At 52.3% G+C, this 26,726-nt stretch carries 26 protein-coding genes; 7 read left to right on the top strand and 19 right to left on the bottom strand.

From position 1 onward, the window contains the following. Positions 1–28: 28 nt before the first annotated feature. Complete coding sequence (locus tag EBAPG3_RS11275) at positions 29–2,590, bottom strand: TonB-dependent receptor (protein ID WP_227869204.1); 2,562 nt, start codon at positions 2,588–2,590, stop codon at positions 29–31. Positions 2,591–3,117: 527 nt separating this feature from the next. On the opposite strand from EBAPG3_RS11275, the gene EBAPG3_RS15035 reads away from it, so the two are divergent. Together EBAPG3_RS15035 and EBAPG3_RS11265 are read left to right on the top strand one after the other, a co-directional pair. Next, positions 3,118–3,327 carry a hypothetical protein gene (locus EBAPG3_RS15035; protein WP_151898937.1) on the top strand — a complete coding sequence of 70 codons (210 nt, stop codon included), beginning with the start codon at positions 3,118–3,120 and terminating at the stop codon, positions 3,325–3,327. Then, positions 3,302–3,619, top strand: coding sequence for a hypothetical protein (locus tag EBAPG3_RS11265; protein WP_151898936.1), 318 nt, complete (start codon positions 3,302–3,304; stop codon positions 3,617–3,619). Before EBAPG3_RS15035 ends, EBAPG3_RS11265 begins: the two co-directional genes overlap by 26 nt. A gap of 68 nt (positions 3,620–3,687) precedes the next feature. Here the strand turns inward: EBAPG3_RS11265 and EBAPG3_RS11260 are convergent, their stop codons facing one another. The 8 genes from EBAPG3_RS11260 to EBAPG3_RS11225 form a co-directional block, all read right to left on the bottom strand. Next, positions 3,688–4,179, bottom strand: a complete 492-nt coding sequence (locus EBAPG3_RS11260; RefSeq protein ID WP_004174711.1) for a hypothetical protein — start codon at positions 4,177–4,179, stop codon at positions 3,688–3,690. A gap of 466 nt (positions 4,180–4,645) precedes the next feature. Next, positions 4,646–5,920 (bottom strand): c-type cytochrome, encoded by a 1,275-nt coding sequence (locus tag EBAPG3_RS11255; RefSeq protein WP_004174710.1) that lies wholly within the window; start codon positions 5,918–5,920, stop codon positions 4,646–4,648. Then, positions 5,917–6,717 carry a c-type cytochrome gene (locus tag EBAPG3_RS11250; protein ID WP_004174709.1) on the bottom strand — a complete coding sequence of 267 codons (801 nt, stop codon included), beginning with the start codon at positions 6,715–6,717 and terminating at the stop codon, positions 5,917–5,919. The genes EBAPG3_RS11255 and EBAPG3_RS11250 overlap by 4 nt, the downstream gene beginning before the upstream one ends. A gap of 15 nt (positions 6,718–6,732) precedes the next feature. Beyond that, positions 6,733–7,059: a metal-sensitive transcriptional regulator gene (locus tag EBAPG3_RS11245; RefSeq protein ID WP_335582679.1), complete on the bottom strand. Its 327-nt coding sequence runs from the start codon at positions 7,057–7,059 to the stop codon at positions 6,733–6,735. Beyond that, entirely contained in the window at positions 7,043–7,252 is a 210-nt protein-coding gene (locus tag EBAPG3_RS11240) for a heavy-metal-associated domain-containing protein (RefSeq protein WP_004174705.1), read from the bottom strand. Before EBAPG3_RS11240 ends, EBAPG3_RS11245 begins: the two co-directional genes overlap by 17 nt. A gap of 39 nt (positions 7,253–7,291) precedes the next feature. Next, positions 7,292–9,700, bottom strand: a complete 2,409-nt coding sequence (locus EBAPG3_RS11235) for a heavy metal translocating P-type ATPase (RefSeq protein WP_004174704.1) — start codon at positions 9,698–9,700, stop codon at positions 7,292–7,294. A 49-nt stretch (positions 9,701–9,749) separates the two neighbouring features. Then, positions 9,750–10,835, bottom strand: a complete 1,086-nt coding sequence (locus EBAPG3_RS11230) for an urease accessory protein UreH domain-containing protein (protein ID WP_004174702.1) — start codon at positions 10,833–10,835, stop codon at positions 9,750–9,752. A 180-nt stretch (positions 10,836–11,015) separates the two neighbouring features. Then, a complete protein-coding gene (locus tag EBAPG3_RS11225) occupies positions 11,016–12,425 on the bottom strand; it encodes an alginate export family protein (protein ID WP_227869203.1) in 1,410 nt (469 codons plus the stop codon). On the opposite strand from EBAPG3_RS11225, the gene EBAPG3_RS15450 reads away from it, so the two are divergent. The 3 genes from EBAPG3_RS15450 (at position 12,415) to EBAPG3_RS11215 (ending at position 16,046) form a co-directional block, all read left to right on the top strand. Then, complete coding sequence (locus tag EBAPG3_RS15450) at positions 12,415–12,681, top strand: hypothetical protein (RefSeq protein WP_227869202.1); 267 nt, start codon at positions 12,415–12,417, stop codon at positions 12,679–12,681. The two genes, EBAPG3_RS11225 and EBAPG3_RS15450, sit on opposite strands and share 11 nt — an antisense overlap. Before the next feature lie 1,020 nt (positions 12,682–13,701). Beyond that, on the top strand, positions 13,702–14,718 hold the full coding sequence (locus EBAPG3_RS11220) for a transporter (protein WP_151898935.1): 1,017 nt from the start codon (positions 13,702–13,704) through the stop codon (positions 14,716–14,718). An 86-nt stretch (positions 14,719–14,804) separates the two neighbouring features. Beyond that, the gene (locus tag EBAPG3_RS11215) at positions 14,805–16,046 is read left to right on the top strand and encodes a sialidase family protein (protein ID WP_051048886.1); all 1,242 of its coding nucleotides are present in this window, start codon (positions 14,805–14,807) and stop codon (positions 16,044–16,046) included. Positions 16,047–16,178: 132 nt separating this feature from the next. Here EBAPG3_RS11215 and bfr read toward each other — a convergent pair whose 3' ends face one another. The 5 genes from bfr to EBAPG3_RS11190 all read right to left on the bottom strand — a co-directional run bounded on the left by bfr (position 16,179) and on the right by EBAPG3_RS11190 (position 18,682). Next, positions 16,179–16,643: a bacterioferritin gene (gene bfr, locus EBAPG3_RS11210; protein ID WP_085922027.1), complete on the bottom strand. Its 465-nt coding sequence runs from the start codon at positions 16,641–16,643 to the stop codon at positions 16,179–16,181. A gap of 39 nt (positions 16,644–16,682) precedes the next feature. After that, on the bottom strand, positions 16,683–16,877 hold the full coding sequence (locus tag EBAPG3_RS11205; RefSeq protein WP_085921873.1) for a (2Fe-2S)-binding protein: 195 nt from the start codon (positions 16,875–16,877) through the stop codon (positions 16,683–16,685). A 19-nt stretch (positions 16,878–16,896) separates the two neighbouring features. Then, positions 16,897–17,079 carry a hemin uptake protein HemP gene (gene hemP, locus EBAPG3_RS11200; protein ID WP_418304114.1) on the bottom strand — a complete coding sequence of 61 codons (183 nt, stop codon included), beginning with the start codon at positions 17,077–17,079 and terminating at the stop codon, positions 16,897–16,899. Positions 17,080–17,450: 371 nt separating this feature from the next. Then, positions 17,451–17,813, bottom strand: a complete 363-nt coding sequence (locus tag EBAPG3_RS11195; protein ID WP_004175997.1) for an exosortase system-associated protein, TIGR04073 family — start codon at positions 17,811–17,813, stop codon at positions 17,451–17,453. Positions 17,814–17,869: 56 nt separating this feature from the next. After that, positions 17,870–18,682, bottom strand: a complete 813-nt coding sequence (locus EBAPG3_RS11190; RefSeq protein WP_004175998.1) for a hypothetical protein — start codon at positions 18,680–18,682, stop codon at positions 17,870–17,872. A 750-nt stretch (positions 18,683–19,432) separates the two neighbouring features. On the opposite strand from EBAPG3_RS11190, the gene EBAPG3_RS11185 reads away from it, so the two are divergent. Continuing rightward, positions 19,433–20,263: a Cof-type HAD-IIB family hydrolase gene (locus EBAPG3_RS11185; protein WP_004176001.1), complete on the top strand. Its 831-nt coding sequence runs from the start codon at positions 19,433–19,435 to the stop codon at positions 20,261–20,263. 67 nt (positions 20,264–20,330) lie between these two features. Here EBAPG3_RS11185 and EBAPG3_RS11180 read toward each other — a convergent pair whose 3' ends face one another. The 3 genes from EBAPG3_RS11180 to EBAPG3_RS11165 all read right to left on the bottom strand — a co-directional run bounded on the left by EBAPG3_RS11180 (position 20,331) and on the right by EBAPG3_RS11165 (position 23,961). Beyond that, on the bottom strand, positions 20,331–20,774 hold the full coding sequence (locus tag EBAPG3_RS11180) for a flagellar hook assembly protein FlgD (protein ID WP_004176002.1): 444 nt from the start codon (positions 20,772–20,774) through the stop codon (positions 20,331–20,333). 1,516 nt (positions 20,775–22,290) lie between these two features. Further along, positions 22,291–23,190, bottom strand: coding sequence for a bile acid:sodium symporter family protein (locus EBAPG3_RS11170; RefSeq protein WP_227869297.1), 900 nt, complete (start codon positions 23,188–23,190; stop codon positions 22,291–22,293). A 54-nt stretch (positions 23,191–23,244) separates the two neighbouring features. Next, complete coding sequence (locus tag EBAPG3_RS11165) at positions 23,245–23,961, bottom strand: class I SAM-dependent methyltransferase (RefSeq protein WP_004176010.1); 717 nt, start codon at positions 23,959–23,961, stop codon at positions 23,245–23,247. Positions 23,962–24,317: 356 nt separating this feature from the next. On the opposite strand from EBAPG3_RS11165, the gene EBAPG3_RS11160 reads away from it, so the two are divergent. Continuing rightward, positions 24,318–25,100, top strand: a complete 783-nt coding sequence (locus tag EBAPG3_RS11160) for a Crp/Fnr family transcriptional regulator (protein WP_004176012.1) — start codon at positions 24,318–24,320, stop codon at positions 25,098–25,100. 242 nt (positions 25,101–25,342) lie between these two features. Here the strand turns inward: EBAPG3_RS11160 and EBAPG3_RS15220 are convergent, their stop codons facing one another. Together EBAPG3_RS15220 and EBAPG3_RS11150 are read right to left on the bottom strand one after the other, a co-directional pair. Beyond that, the gene (locus tag EBAPG3_RS15220; RefSeq protein ID WP_004176014.1) at positions 25,343–25,600 is read right to left on the bottom strand and encodes a hypothetical protein; all 258 of its coding nucleotides are present in this window, start codon (positions 25,598–25,600) and stop codon (positions 25,343–25,345) included. A gap of 518 nt (positions 25,601–26,118) precedes the next feature. Continuing rightward, positions 26,119–26,529 (bottom strand): nitrosocyanin, encoded by a 411-nt coding sequence (locus EBAPG3_RS11150; protein WP_004176016.1) that lies wholly within the window; start codon positions 26,527–26,529, stop codon positions 26,119–26,121. Between the last annotated feature and the right edge of the window lie 197 nt (positions 26,530–26,726).

The raw sequence follows: 26,726 nt of genomic DNA, 5'->3' as shown, positions 1-26,726 counted from the left end.
ACCCGTCAATTTGACAATACCGTTACTTCTAATAATTAAATCTTATCTGGGTGAAGTAAGTCCGTTGCGGCATGGGGTGAAAGACCCAGTATTTTTCGTTGTTAACGTTGTCGATACCAGCGCTGATCATCACTTGCTTGCTGAGCCTGTAATTTGCGCGTAAATCAACGACAGTGTAGCTGGTAAGTCCTGTATATGAAAAACCATTGGTGTCGGTATTATTCAATTGACCGAACTGGCGGCTGCTGTATCGGAGCATCACCGAGGCGCTGAACTTGTCGGTTGCGCGATAGGAAACTACGACGTTGGATCGCCATACGGGAACCCGGGGTTGACGTTTTCCGGTCGAGGGAACGGCGGCATTTGGATTGGCTGGGGTCGGACCCAGCAGCGCCGCTGCTTCATCCGCAGCGCGGTTTTCGTGGATTCTTGAGTCCGCCCAGGTGAAATTCCCCAGGATGTCCAAACCCCTGATCAAGGCATCCGTTTTTTCCCCGGAAAACTCCACACCATAAGTATCGACTTCGCCCACATTGGAAATAAAGCTTGTCTGAGTTCCATTAACGGTTCCGACCTGAGTAAAAATGGCATTCTTTACTCGTTCCTGGAACAGGCTGAGACGCAGTCTTCCTTTTTCTGGAAAATATTCGGCGGAGAGTTCGGAAGAGAGGGCGTCTTCAGGCTTGAGATTGGGATTCGCGTTAGATGTTATACCGGCCGCGGTCGTTGTTTGAAACAATTCCGACGCCGTGGGGTAGCGGTAAGCTTGACCGATGGCTGCACCGATCCTCACCTGCTCCATGGGAGCCCAGGTCAATTTTGCCTTGGGTGAAAAATTGACTGCGCTTTTGTCAGCCTGATTGATCGTCCTGAGTACAGGAGGACCCGTGGAGGTATTTACAGTGGTCGTGTTCACGCCATCATAAGCGTGCCAATTTTCAAGACGGCCACCGACCGTGAAGTTCCAGTTTGGAAGGAAATCCCAAGCGTCTTGCACCCAATAACCTTCGGTCCGGGTTTTTCCAATCGAGTTTGAAAAGATGCCTGTGGCGCCACCCGTCTGCCAATTATTCGTGTTGTATACCGGGTTTTTCAGTGTATACAGGTCATGGTGAAAACCAAAGCTGATCTCATGATAACCTAGTCCCAGAAAGTCAATACGGGGCCGCCAAATGCCTTTGGCATCGAACGTATGCCAACCGGAACCGGTCAGGCTGGCGGTCCTGCCCGGACCATTGGCGGCTGCAAGGATGGGGTTAACCGTTGGCTGTCGAACGGTGTCCGTGCTCAAATCGATCACGCTGCCCACCAGTTCCCAGTCAAATTTCCCGCCGGTGTTGGATCGGAGATTCAGACCGTGCGACCAAGTTGTTTGATCGGTCCGATTCGCGGCAAAGGCGGGCAGGCCGGAGCTGATAGTATCGAGATTGAATCGTCTACCATCGATATTGACCGCGCCGCTGTTCACGATATTGCCTGATGCATCTCTCAGATAACTTTGAGCGCTGGCGCTTGCGTTGTTTTGCCACATCCCGAAGGTGTAAGCGAATCTTATGGTCGGCGTGAAATCGTAGGCCAGTTTCCACTTGAAGTTGTCTTGCACGGTATGATTTAAGTTTCCGGCACCCAGCACGTAGTTAGGGGCAAGTGTAGGGTTTTGGCCCGGGATAGCGCCGGTCACTTCTGTCCCGGCAGGTGATGTGGTGCCGGCGGACTGGAGGGGAGTCGTAAAAATTATGGGCTGACTATGGGCATCGAGATGGCTATAGTCGAAGCGAAACGATAAGTCCTTGTAGCGGTGGCCAAAGTATCCGGAGTACCGCTGGTTATGAAAGGTATCTTTGGTGCCATAGAGATTAAAAGTCTGGAATGATTGTTGCACATCCACGCCCGCTTCGAATTTTTCCGGCATACGCGTGGTGATGTTGATCACGCCACCCATGGAATTGCCGGGATAAGCGGCTGAAAATGGGCCGTACATGATATCGATGCGTTCGATTTCTCCAGGCGACACGGTATTCCAGCGAGGCGAACCCGTGTTTGTATTGTTATTGCCGAGCAAGGAAGACAGCAGGATACCGTCGGCATAAATCAGGTTGCGCGCGCTGGCGGATGTGCCTGAGGTGCGCGTTCCTACCGGTGCGTTGGTATCCCCGATATAGCGATTCCGTACCTGTACGGATGGCATGTATTTGATGGCATCCTCCGCCTGCATCATATTGATGGTGGCGTCCATTTTTTCCCGGGTAATGGTCTCCGTAGTCTGGGGCAGTCTGTATCTTTCCCCTTCGGTTTGCTTGGAGATGGGTTTGACTTTCCCTCCTATCGTCATTTCCGGCAATTTAATCGCAGACTCATCAGTAGGTGCTTTCCCGGCGGTAGCAGGCGTTACTTCCGTATTCTTGAGGATTCCGGGTGAGGGAGCGGTGGCAGCCGGTTTTTTTTTCGCTGGGGGTGCAGATCTGGTTGTATCTTTAACCGGCGGCTCAAATTCACTGGTTGCCCAGACAGAAGATGCGCAAAGCAGACTTACCAGTACAAGAAAGCCGGGTTTTTGCTTTATAACCGCAATATGTCGAATCCAGCGCACAATATTCTCTCGCAATAATCTGGAGCGCGAGAATAATTCATTTCGGCCGGCGCAGGAATGCGGCAAATTGCCGCACTCAAATAGGATGGCTTATTCCGATCAAGAAAAGACTGGTCTCAGGCATGTTGCGGTAGCTTCCGCTCTCACGTTTGAGGAAGCCGCGCGCCACCAGCGCATCAAGGAAATCATGCGCCGCGGAGATGCCAACGGAGCCGCTAGCTGAGTGAATCCAGGCTGGCGGGACCCTGCGACAGCTCGCCATCTCCACAGCGCTGAGCAACATTTTCGATGCCCAGAAAGCCATGCCGGTCTGCAAAATTTTTTCGGGGGGAGGGTGTGGTCCTGCATGATGGCTCCAGGTCGATGAGTCGTTATGACAAATATATTTGCTTCAATAAGCAACGGTTGCGCAATAGCAAATATCGTTACATTTAAAACTCCTCCCGGATTTTTTTGGCCCATTATTCCACTTGCGAAACAGCCCGGATTCAGGGGCTCCATAGATGTACTTCAGTACAATTTTCAATATGACTAAAATCTGTAAGATGAATGATACGGTACTTGCCGGCGATGTGTTTCCGGTGGCGGGAATAGTGCCGGAGTGGGTGGCGAGTCTTGAATTGCTTACAGAGGAGTTTTGTGATGGAACCCGAACCCAGACGTGTTTACGCGAAAGCCGTGAAGTCGATTTCTCAGAAGGCACCGCTTCTAATGCCGATCAATCGCTGGAAGAGTGACGCTATCGGCATTACCGCATATGTGTTCGAGGAATCGGAGACCACTCTGCGCCAGTCCGGACTGGTGCCGGAGTGGGTCGGTTATCCCCCGGAATGCCCGGGTGCCGGCATCGCTGTACCCGCACATCATTCTTTCCCAAATTATCTGAAACTATTGAGATTGCAAAGCGGTCGTTTGCGTCTCGTCATTGATGCCCGCGCTGTACTGAGGGGAGATACCTCCTACCAGCGCTTGCTTTGCAATCTGCTGGCTGATACCCAGCTTTCCCTGGTGAAAGGAGAGGCGGTATAGCTAAACATAAAACCCGTCAGGAATGATGACGGGTTTTATGCGGGATTATCAATTCAATCAGGGTCTGGTCAATGGTGCGTATGATGATGTGCATTGCCGCTATCCGCTTGTGGCTTGGTAGCTTTGGTTTTCATGGCAAGCTTGGTCTTGGGTTTAAGCGGGGTAAAACTGGCTGAGTACGCTTCCCGCCCCGGAAGCTCAATGAATACGGTGATTACTGTCTCAGGCTTGATAGAAAAATCGCCAGTCCCTTTGAGAATATTATCACCCGCTTGGTCCAGTTTGACCGGGATTCTGGCCTTATCCTTGCCGGTTTGAATAGACGCTTTACCCGAGCCGCCCTTGGTATTAAGCTTGCTGTTGGCATGATCCATCACGTAAAGCACGATTTCCTTATCCCTGGCGACAAGCTCCAGATGATAAGGCCCGGACATGCGCATTTGCCCGCCGTGGGGCGATTCGACGGAATCGAAATATTCTTCGGTATGTGCTACGGCAAACAAGGATGCCCCCGTCAGTGCGGCACCTATTAAAAGCGTGGAAACTTGTAATGTGTTCATTTATGCTCTCCTTGGGTTATACGAAAGTTGATTAAGTTTTTTGGGCGCTCCCTGATTTCCCAGTAGTTTTACTGTATACCTTATGGGGGTATATATGTCAATACCTGTATGGGGTATAAATTGCATACGGAGAAAAGAATTCCGGCTAAAGGCAGCAGGTAATGAATCGTCATATGAATAGCCCTGCGGGTTTTTGCGGATCGATGCAGAAAACAGGCTTCCATTGTCCGCTGAATGAGTCAGGACGAGAATTAGACAGGGCTGATGTCTGTCAATTCCATGGTGCGGCAATATGCCACATGCGTCATTTTGCCGCACTGGCTTGCTGATTAAGCGGGGTTGTGTTGTTAATGGGAGATACTAGTTCTGAGGGCGCGTTTGTCGGAGGCTCGGGCAATGGTGTATCCAGCATAAGTCCAAATGCTGTCAGCGCGGCATCTGTGCCCGGTCATCATCGGTCCCCGGTTTACTGCGCACCTTTCCTGCTCCGGTCGACCTGAACCGCCGTTACCAGGCTGCCACGATTGCCCCATGCATTACGGATATACGATAAGACCAGCGCGATATCTTCATCGGGCAGGATTTGCGCAAACGGCGGCATGCCGTAGGGGCGTGGGCTGCTTTCCGTGACGGGCGCATAGCCGCCGTTGAGTATGCTGCGAATCGCGTTAATCGGGGAGGCGAGGGTGACGCCACGGTTGCCTGCCAGCGCAGGATAAACGCCGGGCGCGCCTTGCCCGAAGCTGCCATGGCAATCCTGACAATATTTCTCGTAAATCTCGCCGCCCCGCCGAAACTGCCTATCCACCTCATCGGTAAGCTCGGGGGCTGTTCCCCTGGAATGTGGAGCGCTTCCAGGTAATGATTTGAGATAGGTAGCCATGGCGCGCGCATCATCCGGCGTCAGATATTGGAGGCTTTGGCTGACGACGTCGGCCATCGGCCCTGTTGCGGCTGCCCGGGATGACAAGCCTGTCGTGAGTAGTTGAACGATATCATCCATCGGCCAGTCCGAGGCGCTGCCCTCCTGGAGGGACGTCAGGGAGGGTGCATACCAGTTCGAACCCATGAGTTGCCCTCCTCCCAGTACATTGCCCTGGCTTGCACCCAGCGGATTCCGCGCCGTGTGGCAAGCATTGCAATGTCCGAGCCCTTGCACGAGATAGGCGCCACGGTTCCATTCATCGTTCTTTGCGGCCTCGGGCCGATAAACGCCTTGCTCGAAGTAAAGGGCGCGCCAGACGTACAGGAGGGGACGCAGGTTGAAGGGGAAATTGATCCGGCTCGGTGGATTGCGTTGAGAGACGGGGGGAAGTGATTGAAGATAGGCGAAGATCGCATCGGCATCCTCGCGTGTCACCTTTGTGTAATCCGTGTAGGGAAAAGCCGGGTATAAGGGGCTGCCGTCGCGTGCCTTGCCGTCATGCAGTGCGCGCCAGAAATCCTGTTCGGTCCATTGTCCGATACCGGTTTCCGGATCGGGCGTGATGTTAGGTGTGATGAATGTTCCGATTGACGTGGCAAGGATATGCCCTCCTGCGTAAGGCCTGCCATCCTGGGCGGTATGGCACCCCATGCAATTACCGGCTTGCGCGAGGTAAGCACCTTTTGCCTGTCGTTTGGCGGGGTCCTCAGTCCTTGACGCCGATGATTCGTTCACTGGTGGCCGATTCATCGGCGCCAGGAACAGGCCAAGACCTATGAGTCCGGCAAGCGCGGCAGCGATGACAACAGGTTTCATCGCGGTCCCCCGGAGTGCAGGACGATGCTGCCGCAGCGCTTGGCGAGTTTGCCGGGAAGGGCTGCCACCGGGCCTTCGTGCTTCAAAACGGTTTCGGAGACCGGTTGCGCGGCCAGCCACGCTGCGATGGCGCTTGCCTCATCGGTAGTAAGCTGTTTTGCAATCTCCGACATGCAGTCGGGTGTCTGCCCTCGCATCAGGCCGCCATTCTGCCAGTTGCCGAACTGGGCGATAATGTAGACGCGTGGCAGACCCAGCAGGCCAGGGATGAAAGGCGCGGTTCCCATTAGATCCTTGCCATGACATTCAACGCAGGCGGGTATTTTTCGTGCGGGATCTCCCAGGGTCACAAGGCTTCGAGCCAGCTTTATTTCGGCGGGCGAGGAGGTCAGCGGCTCGGGTGGGGGAAAAGCCTGCTTCAGCGAAGCGAAATAGGCAGCCATCTCCCGCAAGTATTGATCGGGCAAATTTTCCAGCAGCAACCCCATGGGCCGGTAATGACGCCGGCCGTCCCGGAAATTGCGCAACTGATTGAACAGATAGCCCTCAGGCTTGCCCGCGATACGGGGATAATACGCATCCCGGCCCTCTTTGTCCTCCGGACCGTGACAGGCAATACAGGCTTTTACCCGTTCCCCCATCGTGTCGGGCACGTCAACCGGGGGAATATCGGCGGTGATAGCGGGTCCGGCGAAAAACAAAAATGCAATCAGGACAAGTCGTGTCATTACATCCTCTACCGATTCGTCTTTATCAGGTGCACCATAGCCGCTGAGCAGCAAGCCTGAAATAACCATGTTTTGCCGCCAACGCTACCGAGCGAATTTCCGTACCACCGCCATCAGTTCATCAATTGCCTCATCGCCTTTACCCGACTTGATGGCACCCTGCATGCAGCCGTGGGTATGATTCTCCAATAACAGCATGGCAACGGCGTCAAGCGCCGACTGCAGCGCGGAGACCTGATTCAGGATGTCAACGCAATAACGATCTTCCGCTACCATTTTGTTGACGCCGCGTACCTGACCCTCGATGCGGTTGAGCCGCTTTATCAGGGCTTCCTTGTCAGGTTGCACCACCATCTGCGGCGCGTGGCACGGTTCCTTTCCAGGAGACGGTTTCTTAGTTGATGACTTCAAAACCGGCCTCCTTGATAGCATCCTGGAACTGGTTAGGGTTGGTTGTGGCTGCGTCGTACTGGATCACGGCCTGTTTCTGTTCAAGAGAAACATCCGCACCATTCACGCCAGGTATCTTCTCCAACACGTTCTTCACGCTGTTGACACAACCCATGCAGGTCATTCCCTTGATTTTTATGATTTCTGTTTGCATTTCATGACTCCTTTCAGTTAAGTTGAATGAATGTTCCGCTCACGTACCCGCCCGCCATCGGTTCAGCAACAATGAATTGCTGACTACCGATACCGAACTCATTGCCATTGCCGCACCCGCGATTACGGGGTTAAGCAATCCTATCGCCGCCAGGGGGATGCCCAGTACGTTGTAGATGAAGGCAAAGAAGAGATTCTGGCGGATTTTTCCCAGCGTTGCGCGCGAGAGCGAAATGGCATCGGCCACGCTCATCAAATCATCACGCATAAGGGTGATGTCGGCGGCTTCAATCGCCACATCGGAGCCTGCGCCGATGGCGAAGCTTACGTCAGCCGCAGCCAGTGCTGGAGCATCATTGATGCCGTCGCCTACCATGCCTATGAATTTGCCGCCCATCTTCATCTTTTTCACTTCGGCGGCTTTGTCTCGTGGCAGCACCTCGGCGCGATAAGTGCTGATGCCCGCCTGCTTCGCAATGGCGGCAGCAGTGGCAGGATTATCGCCGGTCAGCATGATGACTTCGATGCCCATTGATTGCAGTCGCCGTACCGCTGGTACGGAAGTATTGCGCAACCGGTCGGCAATGGCGAAATAACCGAGAACTTCAAAAGTATCAAAAGTGCCTTGAGGGGAGGCGGCCACGCCGACGACTGTTTTACCCTCGGCCTGGAGAACGGCTATCGAATCGTCATTTGTCAGCGCGTCATGTTCCCGCAGAAATCTGGGGGAACCGAGGATATAGTCAATGTCATCGATGCGGGCAGTGACTCCGCTGCCGGTGATAGCGGTAAAATCGCTTACCATCTGGGGCCGGATATCCATACTGACCGCACGTTCCATCACCGCTTTTGCCAGGGGATGTTCCGAACCTTGCTCCAACGTCGCGGCTATTTGCATCAGCGCGTGCTCTGAGATCGATTGTGCGGGAACAATATCCGTGACTGCCGGTTTGCCTTCCGTGAGCGTGCCGGTTTTGTCCACGATCAATACCTGAATCTTCTCCGCCTGCTCCAGCGCAGCGGCATTTTTCACCAGTACGCCGGCTTGCGCGCCGCGTCCCGCGCCGACCATGATTGCGGTGGGCGTAGCTAGTCCCAATGCACAGGGACAGGCAATGACGAGTACCGCCACGGCGTTGACGAGTGCCGGAACAAATTCGCCCGCCAGCCACCATGTAAAGATCAGCGTCAGGGTACTGATGATCACTACCACCGGCACGAATATGCCTGAAATGACGTCGGCCAATCGCTGGATCGGCGCCTTGGAGCCCTGCGCTTCTTCCACCAGCCGAATGATGGCCGCAAGCTGGGTATGGGCGCCGACACTGGTGGCGCGGCATTTGAGCAGCCCCTGCTGGTTCAGGGTGGCCGCATAAACCCTTTCCCCCGTCTGTTTTGCAACGGGCAGGCTTTCGCCGGTCAGCATCGCCTCATTCACGCTGGAAGCGCCTTCGATGACAATGCCATCCACCGGCAGATTCTCGCCGGGGCGCACGATAAAAATATCGCCAACCTTGAGCGAGCTTGCGTCGACTTCGACGATTGCGCCGCCGCGCTCCACCCGGGCGGTTTTCGGCTGCAACTTGATGAGGGCTTCAATGGCGGCTGAAGTTTTGCCCTTGGCGCGGGCTTCCATCAGTTTGCCCAACAATACCAAGGTGATGATGGCCGCGCTTGCCTCGAAATAAACGTGCTGGTTCAGTGACAGCAACGTGACCACCGCACTGAAAAAGTACGCCATGCTGGTGCCCAGCGCGACCAGCACATCCATGTTGGCGCCACCCCCGCGCAATGCATGCCATGCGGCGATATAGAAGCGCTTTCCAACCCAGAACTGCACCGGTGTTGCCAGCAGAAGCTGCAGCCAGCGCGGCAGGAATTCCGCATGATCACCCCAGAGCATGGGACCCATCTGCAGGATCAGCGGCAAGGTAAGCGCCGCCGAAATCCAGAACATGCGAAGTTCCGCATGGTACGCGGCAAGTTTTCGCGCTTTCTCCTCGGCGCGGCTGGCTTCACTGATTTCTCTGGCACCATAGCCTGCCTTGGCAACGGCGGCGATCAGGTTATCCACCATCGTCGCACCGGCACCGGGGTTCAGGCGGACGTGCGCTATTTCCGTGGCCAGATTGACGGTGGCAGCGACGCCGGGAAGTTTGTTCAGCGCCTTTTCGATACGTCCGCTGCATGCGGCACATGTCATCCCGCTGATTTGCAGTTGTACCGATTGGGGCGCGACATGAAACCCAGCTTTCTCGATCGAGCGGATCAGCTCTTCAGGCGGGGTGGCCGTGTCATCGAACTCCACGCGCGCTTTTTCGTTGGCGAAGTTGACCACCGCACGCACGCCGGGCAGCTTGTTCAGATTCTTTTCGATGCGCGCCGCGCAGGCAGTGCAGGTCATGCCTTCGATCGGCAGTTCAAGTTGTTTAAGTGCGAGTGTGTTCATAAATATTTGCTATCCAGCCGGTAATTCATAGCAGCCGTACTCGTACTACTTAACGCTGCCGGGTAGTTCCACTTGATTCAAAATGATTATCCGCTGGTGCTGCCTGCTGCCAGCGGGACGACAGCGAGTTGAAGTCATAGCCGGACCCGGTCAGCTTGAGTCCCCGATCCGCCATCATCAAGCCCATGGCGATAACCATGATGGCCGATGCACGTACCAGCAGGTTGATGATATCCCGCGATACGGAACTGGCGATCAGCCCGAAACTCAGGAGCGGCACCAGGGTGCCCAGACCAAAGAAGAATAGCATCGTGGCGCCTTCCTGGGCGCTGCCGGTACCGGCGGCCATGATGTACATCGCTTGCAACGGACCGCAACCCAGCATCAAACCATTTAAAAGCCCGATGGATAAGGGGCTGCGCCGCTGACGCAGCTCATTCGATACGCCTCGCACGACAAACCGGGGCAAACGCAGGGTGAAGTTGCGCAATAGGGGAAACACATCCAGCATCTTGAGGCCATAGATGATTACGAAAAGACTGGCCGCGAGCGTGACGGCACCCCGCATGGCGGGGGTGAAGGCCATGAGGGAACCCAGTAGCCCCATACCGCCGCCAATGATTGTATAAGACGCTGTTTTGCCGGTGGCGTACATCACATGAGCCATCGCTGTGGTACCTGCGGTGCGCGGCTCGATAGCCGTCGCATAATCCACCACGAAACCGCCGCACATGCCGATACAGTGAAAGCCGGTAAAGAATCCGATGGAAAACAGCATGGCATAGCCGAGTTGAGGATTCATCTCTCCCACCAAGCCCGGGATCATGCTCTTACCCCAGAACGTCACGCCACCCACCACTAGCAGCAAGGTGAGAAAAATCAGCGCATTTCGTACCGCATGGCCGGAAGAATCTGTGGATGCGCTTTCGAATTCATAGCCTTTTTCTTCGATCGCATGACGAATGCCGCTTTCCCCGATGGATTTGCTGTCGAATTCAATATCGACAGTTTGCTTGACATAGTCTGCATTGACTTTCCGTATGCCCGGCAAATGACTCACCACGTTCTCGATGGTTTCCTCGCAGCCGGTGCAGTGCATACCTTTGACTTTCAGATGAGCCGATTTGGCAGCCATTTGTATACCCTGACGTTTTCGTTAACAGTATCATTAACCTGGTTCGTTTCCGAAAAATCCACCAATTCCGCGCTAGGTGAAAGTGCGCACCTTGAAGCGGTGCAGATAGCTTATTCTGTACCATGGTAGGGTATATGTCAATACCCTGTCAGGGTATATAGGATCAGTTCCGGACACCTGTCAAAATCGCATATTGTATTGGACATAGAAGAGATCTGGCGAGACGCCCGGGGCGGTGGCCTTGAGGAAATTGCCGGCAAAGAGCTTCGAGTAGCCGACCAGGATATCCTGGTGACGGTCGACGTGGATGTTGAAGCGGAAGTCGATTTCATCGCCGACGTAACTGCCGGCTTGCCCGGTGGCATCCCGCAAGGTGGCGGCACCGGCGGCGTTGTACAGGAAGTCCTGCCTGTTGGCCAGGTAGAAGCGGTGGTACTGGGCGGTAAACGTGGCCCAGGGCTGGGGATGCAGGTTGATCTGGGCATTGAAGTCGTGGATGTTCTGGCGGCCCACCCGGTCGATCCAGCCCAGGTAATAGTTCCCGAAGGGGAAGAGCTGGTTGAAGGTGTTGCGCCGGCCGTCATTGGCATTATTGTCGCCGGAGGCGAAGTCATAGCGCAGCCAGGCCTGGGGATTCATGGGTGCCCCCTTGAAGTGGTAGCCGGCGCCGGAGGCGACCGCAAAGGCGGAGATATCCTGATTGGAATACTGGCCGAACTGGTACATGCCTTCCAGTTCGTAGAGGAACTGGTTGTAGTCCCCGGCCAGGCGCCCGCCGAGGGTATGCGTGATCGAATCGCCCAAGATGCCGTTCCTGCCGAGTGCGCGGTGGCGATTGTCGTCCAAGCTCAGGAAGTACATGTCGACCAGGTGGCCCTTCATGGGCTTGTAGGTTCCCCACAGACCGAAGAATTCCTGTTTGGTATCCCAGTTGTCGAACTGGTTTCTTTCCGTGATCATGGGACGCACCCAGAATGCGTCCAGGTCAAATGTCGGCGTGCGCCAGAATGCCTTGACGCCCTGGAAGGTGCGCCGCGTGTTCACCCAGTCGAGGGTGGAAATCAGCCGCTGCGAGCCATAGAGTAATTCCTGGCGGCCGACGCGCAGATAAGCGGGGCCATCCTTGATGTTCGCCAGCTTGATATCGGCGAAGAGGTTCAGCATGTCGGTGCGATTGACATCGGTGGCGGCCGGCGCCAGGGCCTGACCGAAACTGCGGGCGTCCAGAAACTCGGCGAATATGCGGACCTTGTCCTGATACCAGAAGTCGGCGTGGAAGCGGCTGCGTATCAGATGGTAATTATCGCTGGTGTTGGTCAAACGGGCATCGGATTCGCGCATGTACCGGTACCAGAAGCTGCCGCCGAAAGACAGCAGGAAGTCCTCGCCCATGTGGATGCGCTTGATGGGATCGAAAAGATCCGGCTCATAGCCCGGTTTCTCCATGTAACGGTAATCGATCTCGAAAGCGGGGTTGGTCATGAGGGCATAGGGCGCATTGGGAGAAACCGGCGGGGCCTTACGCTCATTGCCGGTGACTACATCCCAGAGCGAGTAGTACCCCGGCCCGGAGGGCGCGATGACGAACATGCCGGGACGCGATGGCGCGGTGACGGGGGGAACCTTCGACCAATCGAATCGGGCGCTCGCCTTGGGAGCCGCGGGTGTCGCCACCGCCCCTGCGGTTGCCGTGGCCGCCGGGGTTGTGGTTGCAGGGGGGACGGGAGCAGGGTCTGCCGCGAAAACATGCAATGCCAGTCCCAGCGTCCCCGCGCCCAGGCATAATTTCAACAGGGGTCCGCGTATGCGGGCCGGAAATGCCGCGGGTGTGGCGCTTATCACTTGAGAAATCGGGTAAGGGACATTCATGGTGGTCTCTACACCGTTTGCGCAACCCATCCGGTTCATGCCCCTGATTTTTACAGCTTCTGTTTGCATCGCGACCCCTTTTTGATTAAGTTAAGTAAAATAATGGATAGACTTGACGGTGCCATGACGCCAGGCAGCTTGTTTGCACTTTTTCGATATGCCCATTGCATGCAATGCGGATTATTTCCCTGACTCGCAGTTGTATCGACTGTAGAGTGACGTGAAGCCCGACTTTCTCGATCAGGCGGCCCACTCTTCGGGCAGGGTATTGTGCCGCCCACATCTCACATGTACTTTTTCTTTGGCAAAATTGACCACTGCATTATCCGCCTGGAAGCAAGATATGACGCGGTTCCTCATTTTTTGACGGCCCTACTGTATACCGGTATAGGGTATATGTCAATACTCTACTGGGATAAAAGCATCTGCCGATAAAAATGGTGGTAAATCTCTGAATAAATCCTTCGTGGTGCGTTGCTGTGGGTGAGTCGACAAGGTGGTCCAACGCTCCATGCTGGCTACCATGCGCATCAATGATAATCAGCATAAAGGCTTGGTGGTGCTGGAAGGAACGGTGATGAGGGAGGCCAATCAGAATTGTGTATTCTTAGCTCGGGGAAACAATTCAGTCCCTCAGGTCCCGTCGAATAAGACACGAAGTATGGCCCAACATGCGCCCAGTGCTGAAGGTCCTACTATCGAGCGGAATATCCGAATGGATAACACCCTTTCATTTAGATAATAAGCGCAAGTGCTTGTGTTCACCGCGCCCCAGCAAGAAAAACACAATTTATTATCTTAAAAAAATGCGAATTTTTCTGATAACTTATCCCCTCTTGGGGGTGCGGCAATTTGCCGCATTTCCACACTTCTTGAACTGGATTATTCTCCCCCTCCAGTATTAAAGATGTGGCAATGCGTGCATTAGTCCTACATGACTATGCGTGATATTCGATTTAGACCTACCCACTTGTTAAAGACGGTTACAGGACTAGTCATGAATCAATCGAAAATAATACTGCTGGTGATGCTTTTAGCCTCGGTTGCTCACTGCGATGCAGTTTTTGCTGATCATGGCTCTTTGGGCTTCGGCATTGGTACCGCATCGCCGATTATCACGCAAACTGGAATAACGCTTCCTGCCGGTATGTGGGCGGGGGGTACAATTACCCAATTTACCAGTTTTAATAGTGCTTCGGATGGCAAGCTGCTGGATTTGAAGAATAATGCTGTCGACGATGCCCATGGCGATGTTCATAGTGTTAAATCTCTTTTGATACCATCAGTATTTGCGGCCTACGGAGTCACCGATAACTTAACTTTGGGCATCAGACTTCCCTACGTGCAGCGTTTCGGTGTCCGCTCGCCGAATGAAGATGGTGATGCCGTCCATAATCAAGGCAATCCAGGTGGTTTTGGAGGCGTTTCCATCTTTAGTCAATATCGTTTTTTCCATACCGTTGATAATTTAAATCACTTATCACTGGTCGTAGCCCTGAAAACTCCATCAGGTGCGACCCACGTGCAAACCAACCAAGGCGAACGTTTTGAGGCACACCATCAACCCAGTGGGGGCTCATGGAATCCTGCCGTTGGTTTTTCTTTCACTCGCGCCATGGGTCACGTTTCATTGGATAGCAGCATCCTCTACACGGTCGCAACGAGAGGGTCGCAGAAAACCGACCTCGGCGACATTTTCGAGTATAACATTGCGCTTTCCTATGCTTTTATTGGCATGGCTAAAAACAACCTTTTCATCGGCAGCAACAATGCGCCATGGACAGCCGTCCTGGAACTCAATGGCATGTGGCAGGATCGCCAGAAAACCGCTGGTATAGGGGCTGATCCGAATTCGGGTGGTAACACCGTTTATATCTCGCCAGGCATCCGATACGCGGGTGGCAAGAATTGGAATACTGCCCTCTCAATAGGTACACCGATAGTCAAAGACACCAGCGGGTATCAGACCCCACCGGATTACAGAATTACTTACCGCTTGGTGTTTGCATTTTAGCGTATGTTGAGCAGCCATTAATCGCATGTGGCGCAAATTCAGGTTTATCGCGTCCCGAATTAGGCAAGTATAGATAGAGTGCCAGCATGAAGAATAAAATAACTGCAAAGGAATTGTTTGGCTGTCTCTCGATGAGAAGTGGTCAACTGTTGAGTTGCTTGTTGCTGGCCGGCTCAATGGCATTTAGCACTGCCGGCCATAGCGATCATGATCATCCAACAGCCGGGACGGCCGATTACAAGCATTATCCGCATGGCGGCGGCCTGTTCGTCGCCGCCACCTTTGGTCCAGATGGCCGGTTATGGCGGATTGTGCCGGAGAATCGGCATGTATATGTTGATTACTCAACTGATCTGGGCAAAACTTTCAGTACGCCTGTACGTATCAATAACGAATCACAGCGCATCAAAGCAAGCGACGAGAATCGCCCTGGTATCGTGGTGGCCCCCTCCGGCCGGATCTACGTTACCTATGCGGCGGAAGGCGATCAGCCAATAGCTCAGTACTTCAGCGTATCCACCGATATTGGGCGCAGTTTTTCGACGCCAGTGCCCTTGAGCGACAAAGCATCCGAAGCAAATTCGTTTCAGGGCCGATTGATCTTAAGTCCATCTGGTCAGGCTTATATCTTCTGGCTGGACGAACGCGATCGCACCGATTGGAGACAACCAGGCAACGCAATCTATTTCACAAAAATTGACAGCCAAGGCAACGCTAATTTCGTTAACCGGAAATTTGCGGACACCCTTTGCGAATGCTGTCGTATTGCCGTTACTTTTGACAATGAAAGTCAACCCGTTTTGTTCGCGCGCTTCATTTACCCGGGCGACATTAGAGATCATGGTCTGCTCAGGATGCGAGCTGGCGGTGGAATGCCGCTTTCTTGGCGTATCACCTTCGACCAATGGGAAATCAAAGGATGTCCTGAACATGGGCCCGCAATCTCCATTAGTACCGATGATCGATACCATATTGCCTGGTTTACGCAGGGCAGGGTCCGCCAGGGATTGTTCTATGCCTATTCGTCCGACCATGGACAACATTTCTCAGAACCCTTGTCGTTCGGGGAACCGGCAAAACTGCCGAGCCATCCTGATATTATGGCGCGGGGGAAGCATATCATCCTAACCTGGACCGAGTTTGACGGCGACAAAACACAGCTTCTGATAATGCAATCCAGCAATGGAGGCCAGACCTGGTCGCCCGCTAAACCAATTGCGGAAAGCACAAATAAAACCTCCTCTCCATTTTTGCTAACCCATGCTCAAAGGGTTTTCGTATCATGGAACACCAAAAAGGAAGGTTATCGTCTCATTCCCCTGGACTGAATCATCTAGGCTAGAGCTTCAATTTGCCAGCCCAAGCGATCTGCGGCTGTACCGTCATGCAAAAAGCGGCTTGCCCGGCATGGGCTGGCTGGCTAAATGCCGCTGATGAGAGATCAGCGGTAATGAATGAATCTATATCTGGCTCTGCAGCCAGTTCTGGGTCCCAATTTTTTGCAACACATCCAGCTGCGTCTCCAGCCAGTCGATATGCTCTTCGGTATCCGCCAGAATATCCTCGAAAATCTCCCGCGATACGTAATCCTTGGCGGTTTCGCACGCGGCAATGGCGGCGACCAGTGTTTCACGCGAGATTACTTCCAGCTTGAGGTCACAAGCGACACATTCTTCCGCCTTTTCCCCGATCATGAGCTTGCCGAGTTCCTGCAGATTAGGCAGCCCCTCCAGAAACAGGATTCGTTCGATCAATGCATCGGCATGTTTCATTTCCTCGATGGATTCGTCGTATTCGTGCTTGCCCAGGCTGTTGAAGCCCCAGCTTTTATACATGCGGGCATGGAGGAAATACTGATTGATGGCCGTCAACTCGTGCTGCAGTTGGCGGTTTAGCCACTGGATGATATCTGCGCTGCTTTTCATGTTTGCCTCCTCAGGCGGAATCTCGAATTAACGAGTGGGTTATGTGGGCTGGCATTGCGCCAGCGTTCTCTGCATCAGTGTTTGTTCCAATACCTCCTTCGCGTGGCAGGCGCATATCCCGCATTGCTCGCTCACGCCCAGGCAGGTTTTCAAGTCCCGCATCCGGTCAGCGCCTTTATAGACAGCCTCGCGGATTGCGCTATCGGTTACACCTTTGCAGACACAAATATACATGATAAGCGCCCCAAGTCTACTATTTGGTTAAGATCAGTTTGCCGTTACGGGTGCGGCGCAAACGATATTGCGCACCCTGATGCTGGATAAACACCTCGTCTTCCCCATCGGAAAACAGGGTATCGCTGTGGATGGATCTACTCCGCTCAAGCATGGCGAATTTACGTTTATCGGTGCTGGATTCCGAGACCATACTTGACATGTGCATTATCGAATCCGCTATTGAACTCATTTTTGAGCCTCTTTGCGATAATTAATGAGAATGATTCGTAATGATATTCACTTTTACGGGAAATGCAAGACATAAAGCAAATCCATATCAGCGATTGAGGTTTACAAGATGCTGTGAGAATTACGGGAAATATCCGGAAAGAGAAACGGGGTGCTGAAACAAATGTTGAGTGAAGTGAATAAAGGATATTTTAGTTCAGCTGTAAATCCAGTCTTTGGCACGCCCGCAACCCATGCCCAGCCAGAATCTTTCCGGAGATGGAAAAGGATGATGTGGTCGGCGGGAGTTTACGATTGGATCAGATTAACTGTCAGGATAAGCGCCATACTCAAAAAAGTATGTTATCGCATTTCCACTTTTGATTTATAGGTGGTTATCCTGTCTGGATCATTCCAGATGTAATCGGGATCGACTAATGGCTTGGTAGGTATCAAAAACGTCGCCATATCCACGACTCCATATATTGTGCGCCCAAGCGTATGCAGAAAACCGGCCATCAACCCTACCGTCATGCCATAAGCAGGGCCTTCACTACGAGTAGTTGTCATCACGGTTTTTGGAATTTCCAAAAATCCGCCGACTGCATTGGCGATGCCATTCTCCAGTTTTCCACCCGCTTTTTCAGGGTAACTGTCCGCCATTGCTGCATAAGGCGAAAAGAATAGCGCGGACAACACCAACAGCGACTTGAACATTTTTTTCATTGGCAATCTCCATAAAATAAATCGATCCGAGCCAGAACTTCCATGAGGACGGCCTGCTAGTCCCATATATATCCTCTTCCTCCCCCAAAGGAGAAATTTGCCTTGAGAATTATCCGATCTGAGCCATGGGTCTGGCCAAAACCGATACCGACAGTGCTTCGAACTTCACCGGGAGCGATAAAGTGGACAACCGGCATAACGTAATGCTGCTGATCGCGTAACGGGTCTATGTTTTTGACCCCACCTGGACCGCCAATGAATTGGATGCCGAATCGCAATCGCTTGCTTTTCTGATAGCTTACCTCGGTCAGATAGCCGACCTCGAACAATTGCTCTTTCGCACTTTCACCTCGTATGACTTTTTCAAATGGAAAGTTGGCAATGATACTTATGGGGCCAATATCCTTTTGCAGGGTCGGCTTGAACTCCAACTCAAGAGTGTCTTCATTGATTTTAGGCGTCCACTGCTCGACCTCGAAATACCATCCCAAATCCACCGGCAAGACACCTTGCTCGGCGAAACGTCCGCGAAATCGGAGTTTTGATCCGGCGTATTGCACATCCTCCCCAGCCGGGCGTGCAAAATTTATATAATAGGCAACATCTATCTTATTGGTGAGACCGTACTCCAATTCGATTGCGGTGCGCATCATGCTTTGACTGGCGAAGGTTCCCGAGGTACCGCCTTCGCCTTCCTTGCGACCATAAGGAACGAAACTATTGAGAAGCTGTGGACTGAAATTTCCTCGCCCTTGCGTGGCGTACCCGTAAATCTGGAGTTCAAAAGGATCGACAGCTTCTGCCGCGGTAGGGATGAGTAGAATAAGCAGCAGAAGTATCGGTATGTGGCATTTGTTAATGAATCTCATGTTTCTTTCCATATAATTTCATTGAGTGGCACAATCCGCGTGTAGTTTTTTTCACACGGTTTCAGAATACAGACGGGAGATGAATAACTGTGCCGGACCCATATCCGATTGGATCGTGCAGAAGGTGACTGGATAGGGCTTCCACGCCGCGGAGGCAGGCAAACCATGCCCCATTCCTGCGGGCTGTGCCTGGAAATAAAAAAGGGTGGTGATGCCCCTGCGCGGGCTTTCTCGGTTGTTTCACTACACTCCCCGACAAGTCAGATAGAAAATTGGCTGGCTTGCCCGGGATGGGTTGGCTGGCTGAAATGCCGCTGGTGTAGGAGGACTCAGCGGCAACAGATAAATTTACATCTGGCTGCGCGTCCGATCCCCACCGCAATCGTCATGTATGAGGTTTGGAGAGCGGCGTAATATTTGTGAAGCTTTCATATGGTATTTGTGAACTTTGTGTGAATGATAATAAGAATTATTCTTATTATATATTATTCCATATTGAAAGCAAGGTTTTTGGAAAGATACATCGTTGGAAAATCGAAGTAAGGAACAGCAGATCAGCGGCTGCATATATATCGTTGGCATACTGATGTTCGCCAGAGGGGATGTGGCACATGAAATCAGAAAGGATACCGACGCACCTCGCAACCATGAATAGTCAAGGAGAATTCCAATGAAACTTTATTACACGTCTGGTGCTTCCGGGCGAATCTGCATTCCCGACTGCGGAGCCGGAGCGTCAAGAAATTGACAATGTCGAAGTTGCGAGCCGTTGCGCTTGATGTGGATGGAACATTGCTGAATTCTTCGCATAATGTTTCACCCGCGGTAAAAAAGTCCATTCATGATATCTGGCAGCAAGGGATCCAGGTCATATTGGCTTCCGGCCGTCATGTGGGATCCCTGTCCCAACTTCTCATGGAGCTGGGAATCGAAGGTTATGTCGTGGCGTTTTCCGGCGGCGCCGTGGCACGTGTCGATTTGAGCAAGCGGGTTGAGATTATTCTCCAGCACCGGCTGGAACTGGCCCATGCAGAGGCGATGGCTCACGAGGCATTATCCAATGGGTTGAGTGTTGCCTGGTCCACCCTGGATCACTGGTACACCCCTGATGCCATGGGCTTGTACCGCCAGGAAGCAAGAATTTTAAGGCAGGAGCCTGTGGTTGTTCCAGGTCTGCGGGGTCTGAGCGTGGCGCCTCATAAGCTGCAAATCATGAGTCATAATGCAGAGGGTATTGTTTGTCTCCGCGCCATGCGCGACGCAATTTCATCCGAATGTTCCGCGGTCTTCAGCCATGACTATATGCTTGAGATAATGCCAAAAGGGATAAACAAGGCAGCGGGTCTGACAAGAATCGGACAGATCCATGGCATGACGCTCAGCGAAATGGTGGCCATCGGGGATGCTGAAAACGATATAGAAATGCTGAGACACGCCGGGCTCGGTGTGGCGATGGGCCATGCACCGCACACGGTCAAGGCTGTTGCTGACTGGATTACGCTGACCAATGGTGAGGACGGGGTTGCTTTCGCGCTTGAGCAGGATTGGCTCCGGCAACGTTTCTTCGGCGTGCCGGGTTAGAGCGAATTTTCATAGTGATATTCGCATTCCATCACATCGTAAACATTTTTATTGGGATGGCCCGGCATTAATCATTTTTGGCGGCAGGCCAGATTAAAGTAACTTTCCTGCCAAGCCCTTTCTGAAGATTAAACTTGCGATGCAGAGTGGTCGCGTTGTAGGTGGCATCCAGGGAGTATTTTCCGGCTGGAAGCTTGATCAGCAGATAAGGACCTTCAGCGGCCGCATCCAGAACGGTGTTGCCCGATTCGTCCCTGATGGTTATCTGGACATCGCTGATATACTGGGCTCTGGAGTCAGCCGCTTGAACCAATTCAAGTATCAATGGCCAGGAATCCTTTGCCTGCAATATCGCTTCCGACTCATCCTTGCCGATACCCCCTGAAATATATTGGGTTTGACCTTGTGTTTGCACGGGCGGAAGGGATGGATTTTCTTCAGCGAAACTCGGGGTGGAAAAAATACAGGTGAAGGCTATCGCTATTTGACTGATTCTGATTTGAGTTTTCATGGAAGAGCTTCCTTTCTGAATTGATCAAGTATAAGGAGTTTCTGAATTGCTTTCCGGCTCCGGCAACGACCGGGTGGTTCTGGCGGGATGGGATATCTGTTACACGAGAACGACATGGATGCGAATAATTGACCGTATCGGCGGGTGCCCACAAGGCAACCCCCCGTAAATGCAGTTTGCCGCCGTTGGAGTACTCTGGCGTTTACTGTGTCATACGCCTAGATGTTGCAGACCGGGCTACAGCTTTCATTCTACGTCGCGTTATCATTCTAATTCCGCCGACAGTACCTTTTACCGGGGTGCCGGTAAGATGCACCATCGTCATGCAGGATGATAAACCGCTACGTTTCGAACTTTGGCCGGGTGCATTCAGGATTTCCGATTCGAGGCGAAAAAATAAATCGTCGAGCAGATCGTCACTTGACGGATCGCCACTCAGGCCCGACATATCGATTAGTCTGGTTTCTCTCATCATTGCTCCTTTACACTTAACAAACCGGAATGACTGCAAGTTGTCCCGGCTTCACACCTTGGCGATTATGGAGGACCAAGTGGAGCACATGCCTGATAGCATGGAGAGGGAATCATAAACGTTGAATAGTTTCTCATTCGGTCAAGATAAACTCTGTGCGATTCCCCACATACCGTACGTGTGAGAAGGACAATTGAGTAAAAGTTCCGTAAGTATGCATATCAAGTAATTCGATAGTGCCCATTAGCTGTTTTGGCTGTTGCTTCGCCAGCGAAGACAGGCAGGTTGGGGACTGGGGGGGTGGCAGGAGCCGGTGTGGTGCACACAGAAGGGATTTATAGCAGCGCAATCATCCATTAATAACCAGGCAGCCGGTTGTTGCCGAAGGATGGGTGGACAAATCAATCTACCGGGCAAACAATAAGTTCCCAGCACACCGTACCAAATTCGAAGGCATGCTGGTGCTGGTTTGGACTGGGAAGAGCCTGTCCATTCGGGATTACTATTTCGTGGCCACAGCCTGTGCACCGGTAAATTCCCGGGTCCGGCACGACAGCGCCGGGAGGATATTTTTTATCAAACTTGATATGCTGGGATTGAATAAGAAAGCTTGCGTTTTGATAGTGCGCCATGATTGCTCAGAATTGTGGTTGATATGCGCTACGGAAGTAAATACCAGTGATTGCAATATGACGGGTTTTGGCTGTGTTGGAAATTGGACTGAGGTACATTGGACTGAAGTACACTCGGCGGGTATTTGCTAAACCCAAGCCTGCGCAGAACGATGGCTATAGCGCTTCGCGTCCTGGTGCACAGATACGGTCGGATAAGAAGGCGAGACAACACGGCGGAAGCGCCACCCCTGCGCGGGTGGATCCACCTTGCAATGGCAGCGTTTATCCGCGTGCGATAGTTATTTCAACCCCGGCAATTCCGCAAGTGAACGCAATCGATACGTAGCCTGTTTTGCTTGCCCGGGACTGCCGGTTTTATGGGAGCTTGAGTGGTTCCGGAGCTTTGATAACTAAGCGGTAAGTGTTCGGATCACTCGGTATGAGGCCGGGGAAATCGCGTGCGCCACGACACCGCCAACAGGCTGCCCAGTAGGGAGTGCATCACCGCCGAAACCGCGCCCACAACGGGGGCGAGCGGCAGCAATGGAAAGGCCTGTTTCGCCAGCACGATGGCGAGACCGGAATTTTGCATGCCTACTTCAATGGAAATGGTACGGGCGCTCTGTTCCTGGCAGCCAAAGATGCGTGCGAAGTTGTACCCAATCAGGAAGCCACCTCCATGCAGCAGCATGGTCGCTAGAATCAGTTGAAAGCCATATTCCAGGATGGCTTCCGCATTGGCGGCAAACACCACGGCGCAGATGAAACACACACCCATTACCGATAATAGCGGCGCCACCGGCATCACGCGCATAACCTGCCGCGGCGCCCATCGGTTTAGCAGGACACCCACAACGACCGGTATGATCACAACTTGCAGGGTTTGCTTGAACAATAGCCAGGCATCCACCGGCACCAGCGCACCCGCGAAGAACTGAGTCAGCAGGGGCGTTAAAACGACTGCCGCCAGTGTGGAGCACACTGTCATCACCACCGAAAGTGCCACGTCAGCACCCGCGATGTAGGTCACCAGATTCGAGGCGGTACCACCTGGACAACAACCCACCAGGATCAGGCCCACGGCGAAGTGGGGCGGCAGGCTCAGCGCTTGGGCAACTCCCCAGGCCAGCAGAGGCATGATGGAATACTGTGCCGCAAAACCGATCGCCACCGCCTTGGGCAGGCGGGCGATCCTGCGAAAATCATCGAGGGTCAGCGTCAGCCCCATGCACAACATGATGAAGGCCAGAAGCAGCACCATCACCGGCCCCTGATTCATGGCCGTCAACCAGTGCGGCCGGTACAAGGCTATTGCTCCGGAGAGAATCATCCAAAGCGGGAACAGAAGGGCCAATCGCTGCAGCATGGTGTTGAGCGCGCGGCCTCAGACTTTTTCTAAAATGGAGCGCGAGAACAGAAGGGTGTGGTGCTGTGCGTAGCGGCTGATCAGCCGGGTGGAACGCAACCCTGCTCCGGCGGCCATCTCTCGCAAAGTGGAAAGGCATTCGGGATAATCATGATCATGGACATGCGCGCAGGCTTCTTCCAATTGATCCTGTGGCACCTTCGTCCATGTTTCACGCATGAATTTCAGATACCTGTTCAGATAACTTTCCCGGTCCTGATGTTCCTCGCGCACTACGTCTACCAGGATCAACCAGCCGTTTTCTGAAAGGCAACGCCCGGCCGCATGGAAAAAGCGTATCTTTTCATCGGGCATCAGGTGATGAATCGCAAAACCCGTGAAGATCACATTCCAGGTTTTTTCAGTTGACTCCATCGCCTCCAGAAGATCTCCATGGGTGAGAATGACCTGACCGGGCAAATCCGCCAGATAGCCGCGCGCCTCTGTCAACGCCGCCTCGGAAAGATCCACGCCTTCGTACAATGCCGGGGCCGCCTGCTTCAGGCAGGGAGCCAAGTAACGCGCATTGCCGCAACCGAGATCAAGCAGGCGGTAATATCCTTGATCGCCGCGCAGCTTCAGGAGCTCCCCAATCTCCTGATAGATCTCCTTATGAAACATATAGTTGTATTCGGTGAGCAAATCATAGAGCGACCAGGAGCGGGTGAAGATGTCGGTGGGTTCGGGGGAGGTCATTGATTAAAATTCAGTATTGGAGAGAGTTCAGGAATTGCAGTTAACCATACGCGAAAGGTGGCGCAAGCACGGGTTGTCCGTTGATCGCCCAGTTTGGGTATTTCGCGATTGTACCTGTTGAACGGGGTTTGAGTTTCTCTGCAGGCTTTTTATTATGGTGTAGTTCGCGATTAACTCAGGTTGCAGCGCGATATGAACTGGTGGCGGGCATTTCGTAAACTGCATAAATAAGCTGATGTTAAAAATAAAATAATATTGGCATGGAAATTGCTATACTCATCATCCCTGCGCAAGATCTAGCATAAGATTCCGCCCCATAACTACGATGATTTACCATCATCATAAAAAGGATCTTCATGCCCATAGTGCACAGTCCGAGGCAGAATCAGATCATAGCGGCTCTATCCGTTGCAGAATATACCCGGTTGCTACCATTTCTTGAATTAGTGGATATGTCATTGGGTCAAGTGATTTACGAACCCAATGCTCGAATAAGCTACGTCTATTTTCCCACTACGAGCATCGTTGCGCGCGTATACCAACTAGAATCCGGCATCTCCAGACAGGTTTCGATGATTGGTAATGAAGGTATTACTGGAATGTCCATGTTGTTGGGTTGTAACAGCACATCCGCTGCGGTTATTGTACAAAACGCCGGCTACGGTTATCGTATCAGGGCAACTATTCTGAAAAAGGAATTTGAGTCGGGCGGGATTCTGCAGCAACTGTTGTTGTGTTTCAGCCAGGCTTTGCTTCTTCAAACGGAGCAGTGTGCAATGGATAGCCGTCAAAATATTGAGCAGCAATTATGCCGCTTCTTATTGATGAGCCGAGACCGGTTATCCAGTGATTCATTCGTCATGACACATGAGTTAGTGGGTAATATGCTCGGGGTGCGTCGTGAAAGTGTGACGCAAGCTGCGCAAGTGCTTCAGGCGATAGGAGCAATTCAATATAGGCGCGGTCATATCACGATGTTGAATCGCGAACTGATAGAGGATCGCGTAGACAATGGCTATGCGGTGCTCAAAGAAGAATGTAAGCGTTTGTTGCCGAAAAAATCTGTAGTGGCTGCAGCCAGCAATTTCCCGAAAGTGGCAAAAGTGGCAAAAGTGGCAAAAGTGGCCATAGTGGGCTGAATAGGCTCAGGTGAGAGAAAAACTACTGTATCCACCGTAGGCTAGCCGTACATACTTAGAAGCGGCCATAACTGACTACAACGGCTGACGTGAACCGACTCGCTTTGACTAAGTCTGAGCTTCCATACAAAGGCTGTTAACGATTTTTGGTTGAATCCTTAATAGCTTCCTTCATATCTCCTACACCCTTTTGTGCTTTCCTCGCTACCTGTTTGGCGACGCCCTTGGCTTGCTGCTTGCGCTTAGATCCGGCTCTGACTGTCCAGCAAGGAATGAATGGCAGTTGCCATGTTCTCCAGCCCAACGGAGACATGTTCTGAAACATCTGAATTCAGCCATTTGATTCGGGCGGATTCCAATTCTCGTTCGAATGCATCTGGAAATGCGTTGCGTTCATATGGCGACGAAGCCTTTACCAGGCAAGCAAGCAAAGCCAGTAATGCGAGATTCTCGCCCTTGAGTTCGCATATTTTCACGGTGGCTTCTTGCAAATCTTTCATTGGAGGATTCCTGTGTGATTAGGCGCGATGTGGAAGCCACAGCTTATCACGTTGGAATCCTCATCTTTTTTTTATTGGGTGTGTTTGTCTGGGAAGGAAGCCGACCCCCCGTATGAGGCATTTCAGCTGCGGGTCAACAACACGTGCCTACTCAAGGAGTTGCGGTGATGGAGCTCGCTGACTGGATCTTGGCACCTGAATCAGGCCGAAGCGGTTAGATCCCGATGAGGTTGGCAATAGATTGAACCGTGTTTTTCACGTATTCGTGTTTCTAGCGATTCCTTTGCGCATTGAAAGTCTCAGAGTTTAAGCAAGCTCTGTTTTTAGCAGAAAAACGTGATTGTCCCACGTGTCTTTCCGCTTCTGCCGGTGGCCGGTATGAGCTTGGCTGTTTTCGTTGCTTTTCCAACGTGGTTCTTGTGATTGGAATTGCGACGGTGGTATCAATCAGGGCATCAGCCCTGTCTGTTTCCACCGTCGCTCTACTACTTTTTCTTCATCGTCTATGTAAGGCTCTCTTACTCGATGACATTCAGTGAACCAGGCAGATGGATATTCTTGGGATGGAGTTGGCACCAAATGGTGAAGGCACCGGCCTTGTTAGCCACAAAAGCGACAGTCTTGGTTTCTCCTGCCTTAATTACTTCCTTGATTCCATATTCGTCAATGGAAAATCCCTCACTGATGGGAGATTTGTTCTCTATGGTAATCTTTACCGAAGTTCCTTTCTTGACAGTCAATGTCTCGGGTTCGTTGAGAACATTAAAAGCGCGAATGTTCTTGACTGTCACACCTTCGACATTGAGCTCAGGAATATTGGTGTCATAAGCATTCACAATTACCTTGAATTTTTGTTCCGCCGCTTGGGCGCTTCCTACTAACAGCAACCCAAAAGCAAAACTCGCAAACATTGTTTTGGTTATTTTCATGATGACTTTTCCTTTCCTTAAATTGACGTTTTAATGAAATAGCATTTACCCTTTTTGGTGGTACTTAAAATTTCTTACACTAGCATTCCGTGTATGTCTTTTTAAGGATTCACCTTTTTGATTCCAGTTTGATACTCTAGATGGGATGATCGTGGATGTCAAATCATAAGCTTCCCCGCCAAATATACCGTTGAGAT

The sequence above is a fragment of the Nitrosospira lacus genome, assembly GCF_000355765.4.
GTDB classification, from domain to species: domain Bacteria; phylum Pseudomonadota; class Gammaproteobacteria; order Burkholderiales; family Nitrosomonadaceae; genus Nitrosospira; species Nitrosospira lacus.
The sequence above is the reverse complement of the archived record's forward strand: the minus strand, read 5'-3'. Positions and strand labels throughout refer to the sequence as shown.

Bases quoted from the DNA above. Each gene is read 5' to 3' on its own strand.
- EBAPG3_RS15220 (WP_004176014.1), bottom strand. From the start codon at position 25,600: ATGAAAGATTTGCAAGAAGCCACCGTGAAAATATGCGAACTCAAGGGC.
- EBAPG3_RS11160 (WP_004176012.1), top strand. From the start codon at position 24,318: ATGCCCATAGTGCACAGTCCGAGGCAGAATCAGATCATAGCGGCTCTA.
- EBAPG3_RS11180 (WP_004176002.1), bottom strand. From the start codon at position 20,774: ATGAAAACTCAAATCAGAATCAGTCAAATAGCGATAGCCTTCACCTGT.
- EBAPG3_RS11260 (WP_004174711.1), bottom strand. From the start codon at position 4,179: ATGAACACATTACAAGTTTCCACGCTTTTAATAGGTGCCGCACTGACG.
- EBAPG3_RS11235 (WP_004174704.1), bottom strand. From the start codon at position 9,700: ATGAACACACTCGCACTTAAACAACTTGAACTGCCGATCGAAGGCATG.
- EBAPG3_RS11195 (WP_004175997.1), bottom strand. From the start codon at position 17,813: ATGAAAAAAATGTTCAAGTCGCTGTTGGTGTTGTCCGCGCTATTCTTT.
- EBAPG3_RS11250 (WP_004174709.1), bottom strand. From the start codon at position 6,717: ATGGTTATTTCAGGCTTGCTGCTCAGCGGCTATGGTGCACCTGATAAA.
- EBAPG3_RS15035 (WP_151898937.1), top strand. From the start codon at position 3,118: ATGACTAAAATCTGTAAGATGAATGATACGGTACTTGCCGGCGATGTG.
- EBAPG3_RS11230 (WP_004174702.1), bottom strand. From the start codon at position 10,835: ATGGCTGCCAAATCGGCTCATCTGAAAGTCAAAGGTATGCACTGCACC.
- EBAPG3_RS11265 (WP_151898936.1), top strand. From the start codon at position 3,302: ATGCCGATCAATCGCTGGAAGAGTGACGCTATCGGCATTACCGCATAT.
- EBAPG3_RS11165 (WP_004176010.1), bottom strand. From the start codon at position 23,961: ATGACCTCCCCCGAACCCACCGACATCTTCACCCGCTCCTGGTCGCTC.
- EBAPG3_RS11170 (WP_227869297.1), bottom strand. From the start codon at position 23,190: ATGATTCTCTCCGGAGCAATAGCCTTGTACCGGCCGCACTGGTTGACG.
- bfr (WP_085922027.1), bottom strand. From the start codon at position 16,643: ATGAAAAGCAGCGCAGATATCATCCAGTGGCTAAACCGCCAACTGCAG.
- EBAPG3_RS11255 (WP_004174710.1), bottom strand. From the start codon at position 5,920: ATGAAACCTGTTGTCATCGCTGCCGCGCTTGCCGGACTCATAGGTCTT.
- EBAPG3_RS11185 (WP_004176001.1), top strand. From the start codon at position 19,433: ATGTCGAAGTTGCGAGCCGTTGCGCTTGATGTGGATGGAACATTGCTG.
- EBAPG3_RS11205 (WP_085921873.1), bottom strand. From the start codon at position 16,877: ATGTATATTTGTGTCTGCAAAGGTGTAACCGATAGCGCAATCCGCGAG.
- EBAPG3_RS11220 (WP_151898935.1), top strand. From the start codon at position 13,702: ATGAATCAATCGAAAATAATACTGCTGGTGATGCTTTTAGCCTCGGTT.
- EBAPG3_RS11225 (WP_227869203.1), bottom strand. From the start codon at position 12,425: ATGTTCGTCATCGCGCCCTCCGGGCCGGGGTACTACTCGCTCTGGGAT.
- EBAPG3_RS11215 (WP_051048886.1), top strand. From the start codon at position 14,805: ATGAAGAATAAAATAACTGCAAAGGAATTGTTTGGCTGTCTCTCGATG.
- EBAPG3_RS15450 (WP_227869202.1), top strand. From the start codon at position 12,415: ATGACGAACATGCCGGGACGCGATGGCGCGGTGACGGGGGGAACCTTC.
- hemP (WP_418304114.1), bottom strand. From the start codon at position 17,079: ATGTCAAGTATGGTCTCGGAATCCAGCACCGATAAACGTAAATTCGCC.
- EBAPG3_RS11240 (WP_004174705.1), bottom strand. From the start codon at position 7,252: ATGCAAACAGAAATCATAAAAATCAAGGGAATGACCTGCATGGGTTGT.
- EBAPG3_RS11190 (WP_004175998.1), bottom strand. From the start codon at position 18,682: ATGAGATTCATTAACAAATGCCACATACCGATACTTCTGCTGCTTATT.
- EBAPG3_RS11150 (WP_004176016.1), bottom strand. From the start codon at position 26,529: ATGAAAATAACCAAAACAATGTTTGCGAGTTTTGCTTTTGGGTTGCTG.